This window comes from Cognatiluteimonas lumbrici (assembly GCF_006476065.1).
GTDB classification, from domain to species: Bacteria; Pseudomonadota; Gammaproteobacteria; order Xanthomonadales; family Xanthomonadaceae; genus Cognatiluteimonas; species Cognatiluteimonas lumbrici.
In genome coordinates this window covers 12,759-25,851 of the sequence record NZ_ML636798.1, presented here as the reverse complement: position 1 = coordinate 25,851, position 13,093 = coordinate 12,759, and the positions used below count along the sequence as shown (strand labels likewise).

Genomic DNA, 13,093 nt, shown 5'->3' with positions numbered 1-13,093 from the left:
GTCAGCGCTTGGCGAGGGGGACGTAGGGGCGGTCTTCGGGGCCGGTGTAGTTGGCGCTGGGGCGAATGATCTTGCCGTCCTCGCGCTGCTCGATGACGTGCGCGCTCCAGCCGGAGGTGCGGGCGATCACGAACAGCGGGGTGAACATCGGCGTCGGGATGCCCATCATGTGGTACGCGCTGGCGCTGTACCAGTCGAGGTTCGGGAACATCTTCTTGGTGTCCATCATCAGCGTCTCGATGCGCTCGCTGATGTCGAACAGCACCTGGTTGCCACCGTCCGCGCACAGCTTGCGCGAGATCTCCTTGATGATCGGGTTGCGCGGGTCGCCGATGGTGTAGACCGGGTGGCCGAAGCCGATCACGATCTCCTTGCGCTCCATGCGCGCGCGGATGTCGGCCTCGGCCTCCTCCGGCGTGCCGTAGCGGCTGATGATCTCCATCGCCACCTCGTTGGCGCCGCCGTGCTTGGGCCCGCGCAGCGCGCCGATCGCGCCGGTGATGCACGAGTGCATGTCGCTGCCGGTACCGGCGATCACGCGCGCGGTGAAGGTCGAGGCGTTGAACTCGTGCTCGGCGTACAGGACGAGCGACTTGTCCAGCGAATCGGCGTGCAGCTGCGACGGCGGCTCGCCGTGCAGCAGGTGCAGGAAGTGCGCGGCGATCGAGTCGTCGTTGGTCTCGCAGTCGATGCGGCGCCCGTTGCGGGTGAAGTGCCACCAGTACAGCAGCATCGAGCCAAAGCTGGCCATCAGCCGGTCGGCGATGTCGCGCGCCTCGGCGGCGGGGTGGCCTTCGCGCTCGGGCAGCACGGTGCCGAGCACCGAGCAGCCGGTGCGCAGCACGTCCATCGGGTGCGCGTTGGCCGGGACCAGCTCGAGCGCCTCGGAGACGATCGCCGGCAGCCCGCGCAGGCGCTTCAGCTTCGCCTTGTAGGCCTTCAGCTGCGAAGCGGTCGGCAGCTCGCCGTGCACCAGCAGGTGCGCCACTTCCTCGAAGCTCGACTGCGTGGCCAGGTCGTGGATGTCGTAGCCGCGGTAGTGCAGGTCGTTGCCGCTGCGGCCGACGGTGCACAGCGCGGTGTTGCCCGCGGGCGTGCCGCTGAGGGCGACGGACTTCTTCGGCTTCGGCCTGGCCTGCTCGGTTGCTTCGGTCATTTCGGATCCTTCTTGAACAGTTCGTCGAGCTTGTCTTCGTAGGCGTGGTAGCCGAGGAAGTCGTACAGCTCGGCGCGGGTCTGCAGCTGGTCGATGATGTTCTTCTGGGTGCCTTCGCGGCGCACGGTCTCGTAGAAGCCGAGCGCGGCCTTGTTCATCGCGCGGTAGGCGCCGCAGCAGTAGAGCGCGATGTCCACGCCGGCGTCGCGCAGCTCGTCGGTGGTGAAGAACGGGGTGCTGCCGAACTCGGTCAGGTTGGCGAGGATCGGCACCTTCACCGCGGCCTTGAAGCGGCGGTAGTCGTCGAGGGTCTTCATCGCCTCGGGGAAGATCATGTCGGCGCCGGCCTCGACGTAGGCGACCGCGCGTTCGATCGCGCTGTCGATGCCCTCCACCGCGGCGGCGTCGGTGCGCGCCATGATGACGAAGGCGTCGTCGCCGCGGGCGTCCACGGCGGCCTTGACGCGGTCGACCATCTCGTCCTTCGACACCACTTCCTTGCCGGGACGGTGGCCGCAACGCTTCTGCCCGACCTGGTCCTCCATGTGCACCGCGGCGACGCCGATGCGCTCGAAATTGCGGATCGTGCGGGCGATGTTGAACGCCCCGCCCCAGCCGGTGTCGATGTCCACCAGCAGCGGTATCCCGGTCGCATCCACGATCCGGCGCGCGTCGGTGAGCACGTCCTCCATGGTCGAGATGCCGAGGTCCGGCATCCCGAGCGAATTGGCGGCGACGCCGCCGCCGGACAGGTACAGCGCCTTGTAGCCGACCCGCTTCGCCATCAGCCCGGCGTAGGCGGTGATCGCGCCCATCACCTGCAGCGGCGATTCCTCGGCGAGTGCGGCGCGGAAGCGCGCCCCGGCGGAAGCGGTGGCCATGCGCCTACAGCAGGTGCGCGACGCCGGCGCGCTCTTCCTCGAGCTCCGCCAGGGTCCGGTCCATGCGCGCGCGGCTGAAGTCGTCGATCTCCAGGCCTTCGACGCGGGTGTACTCGCCGTCCTTCGTGGTGACCGGCACGCCGTAGATGATGCCCTCGGGGATGCCGTAGCTGCCGTCGGACGGCACGCCCATGGTCACCCACTTGCCGTCGCTGCCCAGCACCCAGTCGCGCACGTGGTCGATCGCGGCGTTGGCGGCCGAGGCGGCCGAGGACAGCCCGCGCGCCTCGATGATCGCGGCGCCGCGCTTGCCGACCTGCGGGATGAACACGTTCTCGTTCCAGTCGGCGTCGTTGATGACGTCCTTCAGCGAGGTGCCGTTGGCGGTGGCGAAGCGGTAGTCCGGATACATTGTCGGCGAGTGGTTGCCCCAGACGATGAGCTTCTCGATGTCGCCGACCGGCACGCAGGCCTTGTTGGCGAGCTGCGACAGCGCGCGGTTGTGGTCCAGGCGCAGCATCGCGGTGAAGTTCTTCGCGGGCAGGTCCGGCGCCGACTTCATCGCGATGTAGGCATTGGTGTTGGCCGGGTTGCCGACCACCAGCACCTTGACGTCGCGCGAGGCGACCTCGTTGAGGGCCTTGCCCTGCCCGGTGAAGATCTTGGCGTTCTCGAGCAGCAGGTCCTTGCGCTCCATGCCGGGGCCGCGCGGGCGCGCGCCGACCAGCAGCGCGACGTCGGCGTCCTTGAACGCGACCCGCGGATCATCCGTGCCGACCATGCCCGCCAGCAGCGGGAACGCGCAGTCCTCCAGTTCCATCATCACGCCCTTGAGCGCGGCCTGCGCCTTCTCCAGCGGCAGCTCCAGCATCTGCAGGATGACCGGCTGGTCCTTGCCCAGCATCTCGCCGGAGGCGATGCGGAACAGCAGCGCGTAGCCGATCTGGCCGGCGGCGCCGGTGACGGCAACTCGGACGGGGGGCTTCATGGGGCGGACTCCGTGTCTTGGATGGGGCGTCTGGGTCGGGCGAACTCGGTCAGGCGAGTTCGGAGAAGAACTCGCGGATGCGCTCGAGGCCGGGCGCGAGCTGCGGCGTCGGGCAGGTGTAGCTGATGCGCAGCGCACGCGGCTCGCCGAACGCGGACCCGGGCACGCAGGCCACGCCCTTGGCTTCCAGCAGCGCATTGCAGAAGTCCACGTCGTTGCCGATGCGCAGGCCGGTGGGGCCGTGGGTCTTGCCGAAATACGCGCTGATGTCCGGGAACACGTAGAACGCGCCTTGCGGGCGCGGGCAGGTCACGCCCGGGATGGCGTCGAACACCGCCATCACCTGGTCGCGCTTGGCCTCGAACTCGGCGCGCTTGCCGTCCGGCACGTCCTGCGGACCCGACAGCGCCGCGACCGCGGCCGCGGTGATCACCTCGGGCAGGCTGGTGATGTGGTTGGAGTTCATCGTCACCACGGCCTTGGCCACGGACTCGGGGCCGGCCATGAAGCCGACGCGCCAGCCGGGCATGCCGTAGGTCTTGGACAGCGAGTCGATGAAGATCACCCGGTCGCGCAGTTCCGGGCGGGCGTGCACGAAATTGTGGTAGCCGACGCCGTCGAAGATCATGCGGTTGTAGATGTCGTCGGTGATCACCCAGGTATCCGGGTGCTTCGCGATGACGTCGGCGAGCGCGGAGATCTCGTCCTTCGAATAGACCATGCCGGTCGGGTTCGAGGGGTTGTTGAACAGGAACACGCGCGGCTTCCTCGCCAGCGCGGCGTCGAGCTGCGCGGGGGTCAGCTTGTAGTCCTGCGAGGCAGGGCACGGCAGCAACTCGATCTTCGCGTTGACGATCTCGGCGATGTCGAGGTAGCTGGTCCAGTACGGCACCGGGAAGGCGATGGTGTCGCCCTCGTCGAGCAGCGCCTCGCACAGGTTGTAGATGACGTGCTTGGCGCCGACCCCGGTGGCGACGTTGGCGCGGGTGTAGCCGGTGAGGCCGATCTTCGAGATGTGCGCGAGGAAGGCATCGAGCAGCGCGTCGCCGCCGCGGTTGCTGCCGTACTGGCCGGAATCGCGCTCGAGCGCCTCGCGGGCCGCGGCGTAGACGTGTTCGCCGGGCAGGAAGTTGGGGACGCCGATGGAGAAGCTGATGATGTCGCGGCCTTCGGCCTTCAGGCGCTTGGCCTTCTCTGCGACCGCCATGATCGCGCTGGGCTTGGCGCGGCCGATGCGGCTGGCGAACTGGGGCATGCGGGACCTCGTGGGAAAGGACGCTGGCAGCCCGGAATTTTAGCATGGCGGCGACCCCCGACCGGGGTCGCCGCCACTGCGTCACGCCGCCAGGATGCGGTTCCACTCCGCGACGCGGTCCGCCTTCGCGGCCAGCGCCGCGTCGGCGTCGCCCTCGATGGTCACCTTGCGGATGCTGTCGCCCTGCTCGACCTTGTCCACCGCTTCCAGACCTTCGACGACCTTGCCGAACACGGTGTGCTTGCCGTCCAGCCAGGGGGTGGCCACGTGGGTGATGAAGAACTGGCTGCCGTTGGTGTCCGGGCCGGCGTTGGCCATGGACAGCACGCCGCGCTCGTGGGCGACGCCGTTGTCGGTCTCGTCCTCGAAGCGGTAGCCGGGGCCGCCGCGGCCGGAGCCCTCGGGGCAGCCGCCCTGGATCATGAAGTCGGGGATCACCCGGTGGAAGTTGAGCCCGTCGTAGAAGCCGCGCCGGGCCAGGTTCACGAAGTTGGCCACGGTCAGCGGGGCCTTGTCGGCCAGCAGCTCGACCCGGATCGGGCCGCGGTCGGTATCGAAGATGGCGTGAAGGGACATCGGGGTCTCCGGCGAGGCTGGGGGGAAGGTATACTAACCGGCTTCCCCCGATTTTCGGCCCGCGCCCAAGGCGCCCTCGCCCGTGCCCGCAAACATGTCCGTCGAACGCCTCCGCAACATCGCCATCGTCGCCCACGTCGACCATGGCAAGACCACCCTGGTCGACCAGCTGCTCAAGCAGTCCGGCACCCTCGACGAGCGCGCGGTGGTGCCCGAGCGGGTGATGGACAGCAACGACATCGAGAAGGAGCGCGGCATCACCATCCTCTCGAAGAACACCGCGATCCGCTGGACCGATCCGAAGACCGGCGAACAGTGGCGCATCAACATCGTCGACACCCCCGGCCACGCCGACTTCGGCGGCGAGGTCGAGCGCGTGCTGTCGATGGTGGATTCGGTGCTGGTGCTGGTGGACGCGATGGACGGGCCGATGCCGCAGACGCGCTTCGTCACCCAGAAGGCGTTCGCGATGGGCTTCAAGCCGATCGTGGTCGTCAACAAGGTGGACCGCCCGGGCGCGCGCCCGAGCTGGGTCCTGGACCAGACCTTCGACCTGTTCGACAGGCTCGGCGCCAACGACGACCAGCTCGACTTCCACACCGTCTACGCCTCCGGCCTGCAGGGCTACGCCGGCCTCGAGGACACGGTGCGCGGCGGCGACATGACGCCGTTGTTCGAGGCGATCACGCAGCACGTGCCGGCGCCGCCGGTGGACCCGGACGGCCCGTTCCAGATGCGCGTGACCTCGCTCGACTACAACAACTACGTCGGCGTGATCGGCGTCGGCCGAATCCAGCGCGGCAAGGTGCGCACCAACATGCCGGTGACGGTGGTCGCCGCCGACGGCACCCGGCGCAACGCCAAGGTGCTGCAGGTGCTCGGCTTCATGGGCCTGGAGCGCGTCGAGGTCGCCGAGGCGCAGGCCGGCGACATCATCGCCTTCTCGGGCATCGAAGGCATCGGCATCTCCGACACCCTGTGCGATCCGTCCGCGGTCGAGCAGCTGCCGGTGCTGGCGGTGGACGAGCCGACCATCTCGATGACCTTCCAGGTCAACGACTCGCCGTTCGCCGGCGTCAAGGAGCGCAGCGGCGGCAAGTTCCTGACCTCGCGCCAGCTGCGCGACCGCCTGGTCCGCGAGACCCAGCACAACGTCGCGCTCAGGGTCGAGGACACAGCCGACGCCGACAAGTTCAAGGTCTCCGGGCGCGGCGAGCTGCACCTGTCGATCCTGATCGAGACCATGCGCCGCGAAGGCTACGAGCTGGCCGTGTCGCGCCCCGAGGTGATCGTGCGCGAGGTCGACGGCGAGGTGCAGGAGCCGTACGAGGCGCTGGTCGTGGACATGGACGAGCAGTACCAGGGGGGCGTGATGGGGCGCCTCGGCGAGCGCAAGGGCCTGCTGCAGAACATGGAGCCCGACGGCAAGGGCCGCGTGCGCCTCGACTACATCATCCCGGCGCGCGGCCTGATCGGCTTCCAGACCGAGTTCCGCACCCTGACCGCCGGCACCGGCCTGCTGTTCCACGTGTTCGACCACTACGGTCCGCGGGTGGAGGGCGAGGTCGGCCAGCGCCAGAACGGCGTGCTGATCTCCAACGGCACCGGCCCCTCCCCGGCCTACGCGCAGATCGCGATGCAGGAACGCGGGCGGCTGTTCATCGAGCCGGGCGAGGAGATCTACGAAGGCCAGATCGTCGGCATCCACAGCAAGGACAACGACCTCACGGTCAATGCCCTGCGCGCCAAGCAGCTGACCAACTTCCGCGCCGCCGGCAAGGACGACGACGAGGGCCTGGTGCCGGCGATCAAGTTCTCGCTCGAGCAGGCGCTGGAATTCATCGACGACGACGAACTGGTCGAGGTCACGCCCCGGCAGATCCGCCTGCGCAAGAAGCTGCGCACCGAGGTGGACCGCAAGCGGGCCTCGCGCGCGGCGTGAGCCAGGCGCTGTTCCCGGCGTGGCGCCCGCGCGCCGCCGAGGCGGAACGGCTGCAACCCCTCGTCCGGGCGCTGCGCGACCAGTTCCGTGCGCGCGGTCTCGGCCCGCGCTCCTTGCGCCGGCCGGACCAGTGGCACGTGACCCTGTGCTTCCTCGGCCACGGCGAGCGCGCCACGCCCGCGCTGCTGGGCGCTGGCCGGCACCGAACTGCCGCGGGCACCGGAACAGGGAACGCTGCTCTAGGCGGCGCCTTGCCCACGCGGCCGCGGCGCGCGATGCTGCCGGTCCGTCCACGGGGAGACCGCCATGAAGCTGCACCGATCGCCCGTCGCGCTGGTCCTTGCCTGCGCGCTGCTCGCCGCCTGCGACCGGCAGCCGCCGGCGACGCCTTCCGAAGCCACGGACACCGCCACGGCCGGCGACAGCACGGCTTTCGCCTTCGAAGAGGCAACCATCGCCCAGCTGCAGGAGCGCATGGCCGCGGGGCAGCTCGACAGCCAAACCCTGACCCGCGCCTACCTGGACCGCATCGCCGCGACCGACGACGCCGGGCCGATGCTCGGCGCGGTGATCGAGCTCAACCCGCGCGCGATGGAGGAAGCCGCCGCGCTCGATGCCGAGCGCGCGCAGGGCAAGGTCCGCGGTCCGATGCACGGCATCCCGGTGCTGCTCAAGGACAACATCGACGCGGTGCCGATGGTCAACTCCGCCGGCTCGCTGGCGCTGGCCGACAACCGTCCCGCCGAAGACGCGTTCCTCGTGCGCCGGTTGCGCGACGCCGGCGCGGTGATCCTCGGCAAGACCAACCTCAGCGAATGGGCGAACTTCCGCTCCACCCGCTCGATTTCCGGCTGGAGTTCGCGCGGCGGGCAGACGAAGAACCCGTATGCGCTCGACCGCAACCCCTGCGGCTCCTCCTCCGGCACCGGCACCGCGATCGCAGCCAACCTCGCCACGGTGGGCGTCGGCACCGAGACCGACGGCAGCATCATCTGTCCGTCGTCGGTGGCCGGCCTGGTCGGGATCAAGCCGACCGTGGGCTTGGTCAGCCGCAACGGGATCATCCCGATCGCCGCCTCGCAGGACACCGCCGGGCCGATGGCGCGCACCGTGGCCGACGCGGCGGCGCTGCTCGGCGCGATGGCCGGCGCGGATCCCGCCGACCCGGCGGGCGCGGCCGCCGAGGGCCACGTCGCCGCCGACTACACCACGTTCCTGGACGCGGGCGCATTGAACGGCAAGCGCATCGGCGTGCTGCGCCAGGCGATGGGCTACCACCCGGACGTGGACGCCGCGACCGAGGCCGCGCTCGAGACCCTGCGCCAGGCCGGGGCCACCGTGGTGGACGTCGAGGTCGCCGGCTACGACGACTGGAACGAAGCCGAATACGCGGTGCTGCTGTACGAGTTCAAGGACGGGCTGGATGCCTATCTCGCGCGCGTCACGGTGGGCCCGGGCTCGCTCGCCGAGCTGATCGAATGGAACAGGGAGCACGCTGGCGAGGCGATGCCGCTGTTCGGCCAGGAGATCTTCGAGGCGGCGCAGGCCAAGGGACCGCTGACCGACCAGGCCTACCTGGACGCCAGGGCCAAGGCGCGGCGCCTGGCCGGCGAGGAGGGGCTGCTGGCGACGCTGCACGAGCACCGGCTCGACGCGATCGTCGCCCCGAGCATGTCGCCGGCATGGCTCACCGACCCGGTGCTCGGCGACCACTTCGTCGGCGCCGGCTACGGCATGGCGGCGGTGGCCGGTACCCCCAGCATCACCGTGCCGTCCGGCGACTCGCACGGGCTGCCGCTCGGGCTGACCTTCATGGGGCCGGCCTGGGGCGAGCCGCAGCTGATCGGCCTGGCCTACGCCTTCGAGCAGCTCACGCACGCGCGCAAGCCGCCGACCTTCGCCGCTAGCGTGGAGTGAGCTCGATGCGGGCAATGCGGCCCTGGTCGCCGCTCGCCCAGCCGACGTCGCCGGCGATGTCCACGGAGTCGTAGCCGGTCGCCGAAAGCGCCTGCCAGCGGCCCTCGCGCAGCAGGTCCACGCCGTTGGGGCCGACCGCGATGCATTGCGGGGACCGGCCATCGAGGCAGGCCGCGCCAGAGCGGTAGCCGTTGGGATCGGGCAGCGGCGAAAGGCTCAATCCCTCGCCGGACACGAATTGCGCCAGCGCCGCGCTGCCCGTCTCCTCGTGCTCGAAATCGCCACCGACCAGCAGCATGTCCTCGCCCACCGGCGTCGCCGAGAAGATCCCGGTCGCCGGCACCCGTGCCGGCATCGGCGCGTCGTACGCGAACCACAGTTCGCCCCCGGAGTCGCCGAGCAGCACCCGCGCCGCGCCGCCCCCGGTCACCACCATGCGCTCGCCCCAGGGAGTCACGGCGATGCAGGTACCGCTGGCGGCATAGGCGGCTTCGTCGGGCAGCGCACGCCGGCCCGGGGCCGGCTCCGCGGGGTGCCAGGTCCGGCCGGCGTCCTCGCTGGTGTAGACCTGGAAATGCCCGTCGACGGGGTCGCCCAGCAACCAGCCGCGATCGCCATCGAAGGCCATGCAATCGAAGAACGCGCGCGCATCGTCATTGCGCAGCGCCAAGGTCCAGGTCGCGCCGCCGTCCACGGTGCGGTACACCCGCGAGGAGGCGCCGGGACCGATCGACAGGACCACGGCGGTATTCGCGTCGAAGCCCTCGACGTCGCGGAAATCGAGTGCTTCGGCCCCGGGGACGCGCAGCGCCTGCCAGTGCGCGCCACCGTCCACGGTGCGCAGCACGGTGCCCTCGCGGCCGCTGGCCCAGGCCACGTTGGCATCCACGGCGGAGATGCCGCGCAGGCGCACGTTGACGCCGGAGTCCTGCGGGACGAGCGTGGCCTGCGCCGCGGCCGTGCCGGCGGCAAGCGCGAGCACGACCGCGGGCACGGCACGCCACCGCCGCATCACGCGCCCCGCGGCGCGGCGAGCTGCGCCTGCTTGCGGACCACCAGCATCGCGACCTCGAGCGCCTGCTCGTAGTTGAGCCTCGGGTCCACGGTGGAGCGGTAGGCGCGTGCCAGGTCGGCGTCGGTGAGGTCGCGCGCGCCGCCGGTGCATTCGGTGACGTCCTCGCCGGTCAGTTCCAGGTGCACGCCACCCAGGCGCGTGCCCGCCGCGGCGTGCAGCTCGAAGGCCTGCTCGAGCTCGCTGCGGATGTTGGCGAAACGCCGGGTCTTGTAGCCGGTGGCGGCCTTCTCTGTGTTGCCGTGCATCGGGTCGCAGACCCAGAGCACGCGACGGCCGTCGCGACGCATCGCCTCGAGCAGCGGCGGCAGCGCGGTGGCGACGTGCTTGGCGCCCATGCGATGGATGAGCGTCAGGCGCCCGGGCTCGTCCCCGGGGTTGAGCATGTCCACCAGCCGCAGCAGCTGGTCCGGCGTGACCGACGGCCCGACCTTGACCGCCACCGGGTTGCGGATCCCGCGCAGGTATTCCACGTGGCCGCCGTCGAGCGCCGTGGTGCGCATGCCCAGCCACGGGAAATGCGTGCCCAGGTTGAACCAGCCCCACTGCCGGGGGACCTGTCGCGTCTGCGCTTCCTCGTAGGGCAGCAGCAAGGCCTCGTGCGAGGTGTAGAAGTCCACCCGGTTGAGGTTGTGCACCTCGCTGCCGGACAGGGTCTCCATGAAGCGCACCGCGTCGCCGATGCCGGCGACCATGCGCCGGTACTCCTCGGCCAGCGGCGAGTGCCCGACCCAGCCCAGGTCCCAGTACTCCGGGTGGTGCAGGTCGGCGAAGCCGCCGTCGATCAGCGAGCGCACGAAGTTCATGGTCATCGCAGAGCGCGCGTGCGCCTTCACCATCCGCCGCGGATCCGGACGGCGCGCGGCGGCGTCGAACGCCGGCGCGTTGACGATGTCGCCGCGGTAGCTGGGCAGCGTGGTGCCGTCCACGGTTTCCGTGTCGGCCGAGCGCGGCTTGGCGTACTGGCCCGCGAAGCGGCCGACGCGTACCACCGGCAGGCGCAGCCCGTGCACCAGCACCAGGCTCATCTGCAGCAGCACCTTGAGGCGGTTGGAGATCACCTCGGCGCTGCAGTCCTCGAAGTTCTCGGCGCAGTCGCCGCCCTGGAGCAGGAAGCGCCTGCCCTCCTGGGCCTCGGCCAGTTGCTGCTTGAGCGCGAGGATCTCCCAGGAGGTCACCAGCGGCGGCAGCGCCTGCAGCTCGCGCAGCACCTGCGCGAGCGCCTCCCGGTCGGGGTAGTCCGGCTGCTGCGCGGCCGGGCGAGCGCGCCACGAGCGTGGCGACCAGCCGTCGTCCGGCGGCACCGGGGCGAGCTTGCGGTCGCTCATCGGCGTGCCCCCCGCGCGACGGCCGGGAACATCGTCGCCAGCACCCACAGCGCCAGCAGCACGAACCACGCCAGGCTCCAGGCCGGCATCGACAGGCCGAGGAAGGTCCAGTCCACGTTCGCGCACTCGCCCGAGCCGGTCAGCACCGTGCGGATGACGCTGGTGATCGGCATCGCCTCCATCAGGAAATCGAGGCCGGGCCCGCACATGGGGACCTGTTCCGGCGGCAGGCCCTGCAGCCACACGTGCCGCCCCGCGATGCCGATGCCGAGCAGTGCCGGCAACAGCGCCAGCACGCCCCAGGCGCGGCGCCCGGCGGTGCCCCGCGGCGCGTGCAGGCCGGCGGCCAGCAGCACCACGCCGAGCGCGGCGAAGGCGATCCGCTGGAAGATGCACAGCGGGCACGGCAACAGGCCGCCCACCAGCTGGGTGTACAGCGCGTAGCAGATCAGCAGCGCGCAGGTGGCCGCGCCGAGCAGGCAGCGCGCGCGGAAGGACCAGCGGAAGGGGTTGGCAGTCATCCGCGCATCTTAAAAGAAAAGCCCCGGCAGGGCCGGGGCTGTTCGTGTCGCGTTGCGCCTCGGGTCACTCCGCCGCGGCCTGCGGGCGGTCAACCAGCTCGACGTAGGCCATCGGCGCGTTGTCGCCGGGGCGGAAGCCGCACTTGAGGATGCGCAGGTAGCCGCCCGGGCGCGCGGCGTAGCGCGGGCCGAGGGTGGTGAACAGGTTGCCCACCGCTTCCTTGTCGCGCAGGCGCGAGAAGGCGAGGCGGCGGTTGGCGACGCTGTCGGTCTTGGCCAGGGTGATCAGCGGCTCCGCGACGCGGCGCAGCTCCTTGGCCTTGGGCAGGGTGGTGCGGATCAGCTCGTGCTTGATCAGCGAGGCCGCCATGTTGCTGAACATCGCATCGCGATGCGCGCTGGTGCGGCTGAACTTGCGTCCGGATTTCTGGTGGCGCATTGCAATTCTTCCTTTAGCCCATCATGCCGTGCGAGGCGATGCCCGCCGGCGGCCAGTTTTCGAGCTTCATGCCGAGGGACAGGCCGCGCTGCGCGAGCACTTCCTTGATCTCGGTGAGCGACTTCTTGCCCAGGTTCGGCGTCTTCAGCAGTTCGACCTCGGTCTTCTGGATCAGGTCGCCGATGTAGTAGATGCTCTCGGCCTTCAGGCAGTTGGCCGAGCGCACGGTCAGCTCGAGGTCGTCGATCGGGCGCAGCAGCACCGGATCCACGCCGGCGGTCGCCGGCTTCGCCGCACCGCGGTCGCGATGGGTGAAGTCGCCGAACACCGAGAGCTGCTCGCTGAGGATGTCGGCGGCGGTGCGCACGGCCTCCTCGGCGTCGATGGTGCCGTTGGTCTCGATGTCGATGACCAGCTTGTCCAGGTCGGTGCGCTGCTCGACGCGCGCGGCCTCGACCGCGTAGGCGACGCGGCGCACCGGCGAGAACGAGGCGTCCAGCATCAGCCGGCCGATCGCGCGGGTCTCCTCGTCCGGCCTGCGGCGGGCGGCGGCCGGCTGGTAGCCGAAGCCGCGCTCGATGCGCAGCCGCATGTTCAGCGCCGTGTCCTTGGTCAGGTGGGCGATGACATGGTCGGGATTGAGGATCTCGACGTTGTGGTCGGTGCGGATGTCGCCGGCGGTGACCACGCCCGGGCCCTGCCTGGACAGGGTCAGGGTGGAGCTGTCGCCGGTGCCCATGCGGATGGCGATGTCCTTGAGGTTCAGCAGCACCTCGAGCACGTCCTCCTGCAGGCCCTCGATGGTGCTGTACTCGTGCAGCACGCCGTCGATCTCGACCTCGGTGATGGCGAAGCCGGGGATCGAGGACAACAGCACGCGGCGCAGGGCGTTGCCCAGGGTGTGGCCGTAGCCGCGCTCGAGCGGCTCGATCACGACCTTCGCGCGGTTGCCGGCGAGGCGCTCGATCTGCGGGCCGCGGGGGCGCAGGACTTGGTTGGCGGTAACCGTCATTCGGAG

The 13,093-nt window shown here is 70.3% G+C and carries 12 protein-coding genes; 2 read left to right on the top strand and 10 right to left on the bottom strand.

Annotation, left to right across the window (positions count from 1 at the left end; genetic code table 11):
• Position 1: 1 nt before the first annotated feature.
• The 5 genes from prpC to E4F25_RS00170 all read right to left on the bottom strand — a co-directional run bounded on the left by prpC (position 2) and on the right by E4F25_RS00170 (position 4,856).
• Positions 2-1,156, bottom strand: coding sequence for a bifunctional 2-methylcitrate synthase/citrate synthase (gene prpC, locus E4F25_RS00190; RefSeq protein WP_140908285.1), 1,155 nt, complete (start codon positions 1,154-1,156; stop codon positions 2-4).
• Entirely contained in the window at positions 1,153-2,037 is an 885-nt protein-coding gene (gene prpB, locus E4F25_RS00185) for a methylisocitrate lyase (RefSeq protein ID WP_140908284.1), read from the bottom strand. The genes prpC and prpB overlap by 4 nt, the downstream gene beginning before the upstream one ends.
• A 4-nt stretch (positions 2,038-2,041) precedes the next feature.
• Entirely contained in the window at positions 2,042-3,025 is a 984-nt protein-coding gene (locus tag E4F25_RS00180; protein WP_140908283.1) for a malate dehydrogenase, read from the bottom strand.
• 49 nt (positions 3,026-3,074) lie between these two features.
• Positions 3,075-4,280, bottom strand: a complete 1,206-nt coding sequence (locus E4F25_RS00175; protein WP_140908282.1) for a pyridoxal phosphate-dependent aminotransferase — start codon at positions 4,278-4,280, stop codon at positions 3,075-3,077.
• An 81-nt stretch (positions 4,281-4,361) separates the two neighbouring features.
• On the bottom strand, positions 4,362-4,856 hold the full coding sequence (locus E4F25_RS00170) for a peptidylprolyl isomerase (RefSeq protein ID WP_140908281.1): 495 nt from the start codon (positions 4,854-4,856) through the stop codon (positions 4,362-4,364).
• A 94-nt stretch (positions 4,857-4,950) separates the two neighbouring features.
• Here E4F25_RS00170 and typA point away from each other — a divergent pair, with 94 nt between their 5' ends.
• The gene (gene typA / locus E4F25_RS00165; protein WP_140908280.1) at positions 4,951-6,798 is read left to right on the top strand and encodes a translational GTPase TypA; all 1,848 of its coding nucleotides are present in this window, start codon (positions 4,951-4,953) and stop codon (positions 6,796-6,798) included.
• A gap of 306 nt (positions 6,799-7,104) precedes the next feature.
• Positions 7,105-8,715, top strand: coding sequence for an amidase (locus E4F25_RS00160; RefSeq protein ID WP_140908279.1), 1,611 nt, complete (start codon positions 7,105-7,107; stop codon positions 8,713-8,715).
• Here E4F25_RS00160 and E4F25_RS00155 read toward each other — a convergent pair.
• The 5 genes from E4F25_RS00155 to E4F25_RS00135 form a co-directional block, all read right to left on the bottom strand.
• Entirely contained in the window at positions 8,702-9,727 is a 1,026-nt protein-coding gene (locus tag E4F25_RS00155; RefSeq protein WP_140908278.1) for a WD40/YVTN/BNR-like repeat-containing protein, read from the bottom strand. The two genes, E4F25_RS00160 and E4F25_RS00155, sit on opposite strands and share 14 nt — an antisense overlap.
• On the bottom strand, positions 9,727-11,115 hold the full coding sequence (locus E4F25_RS00150; RefSeq protein WP_140908277.1) for a class II 3-deoxy-7-phosphoheptulonate synthase: 1,389 nt from the start codon (positions 11,113-11,115) through the stop codon (positions 9,727-9,729). The genes E4F25_RS00155 and E4F25_RS00150 overlap by 1 nt, the downstream gene beginning before the upstream one ends.
• Complete coding sequence (locus E4F25_RS00145) at positions 11,112-11,636, bottom strand: disulfide bond formation protein B (protein WP_140908276.1); 525 nt, start codon at positions 11,634-11,636, stop codon at positions 11,112-11,114. Before E4F25_RS00145 ends, E4F25_RS00150 begins: the two co-directional genes overlap by 4 nt.
• Before the next feature lie 64 nt (positions 11,637-11,700).
• Positions 11,701-12,075 (bottom strand): 50S ribosomal protein L17, encoded by a 375-nt coding sequence (gene rplQ / locus E4F25_RS00140; RefSeq protein ID WP_140908275.1) that lies wholly within the window; start codon positions 12,073-12,075, stop codon positions 11,701-11,703.
• A 13-nt stretch (positions 12,076-12,088) separates the two neighbouring features.
• Positions 12,089-13,087: a DNA-directed RNA polymerase subunit alpha gene (locus tag E4F25_RS00135; RefSeq protein WP_140908274.1), complete on the bottom strand. Its 999-nt coding sequence runs from the start codon at positions 13,085-13,087 to the stop codon at positions 12,089-12,091.
• Between the last annotated feature and the right edge of the window lie 6 nt (positions 13,088-13,093).

What these genes read in the sequence shown, in the direction of transcription:
- E4F25_RS00170 (WP_140908281.1), bottom strand. Translation starts at nt 4,856, where the DNA reads ATGTCCCTTCACGCCATCTTCGATACCGACCGCGGCCCGATCCGGGTC.
- rplQ (WP_140908275.1), bottom strand. Translation starts at nt 12,075, where the DNA reads ATGCGCCACCAGAAATCCGGACGCAAGTTCAGCCGCACCAGCGCGCAT.
- E4F25_RS00135 (WP_140908274.1), bottom strand. Translation starts at nt 13,087, where the DNA reads ATGACGGTTACCGCCAACCAAGTCCTGCGCCCCCGCGGCCCGCAGATC.
- typA (WP_140908280.1), top strand. Translation starts at nt 4,951, where the DNA reads ATGTCCGTCGAACGCCTCCGCAACATCGCCATCGTCGCCCACGTCGAC.
- E4F25_RS00180 (WP_140908283.1), bottom strand. Translation starts at nt 3,025, where the DNA reads ATGAAGCCCCCCGTCCGAGTTGCCGTCACCGGCGCCGCCGGCCAGATC.
- E4F25_RS00150 (WP_140908277.1), bottom strand. Translation starts at nt 11,115, where the DNA reads ATGAGCGACCGCAAGCTCGCCCCGGTGCCGCCGGACGACGGCTGGTCG.
- E4F25_RS00145 (WP_140908276.1), bottom strand. Translation starts at nt 11,636, where the DNA reads ATGACTGCCAACCCCTTCCGCTGGTCCTTCCGCGCGCGCTGCCTGCTC.
- E4F25_RS00175 (WP_140908282.1), bottom strand. Translation starts at nt 4,280, where the DNA reads ATGCCCCAGTTCGCCAGCCGCATCGGCCGCGCCAAGCCCAGCGCGATC.
- E4F25_RS00160 (WP_140908279.1), top strand. Translation starts at nt 7,105, where the DNA reads ATGAAGCTGCACCGATCGCCCGTCGCGCTGGTCCTTGCCTGCGCGCTG.
- E4F25_RS00155 (WP_140908278.1), bottom strand. Translation starts at nt 9,727, where the DNA reads ATGCGGCGGTGGCGTGCCGTGCCCGCGGTCGTGCTCGCGCTTGCCGCC.
- prpB (WP_140908284.1), bottom strand. Translation starts at nt 2,037, where the DNA reads ATGGCCACCGCTTCCGCCGGGGCGCGCTTCCGCGCCGCACTCGCCGAG.
- prpC (WP_140908285.1), bottom strand. Translation starts at nt 1,156, where the DNA reads ATGACCGAAGCAACCGAGCAGGCCAGGCCGAAGCCGAAGAAGTCCGTC.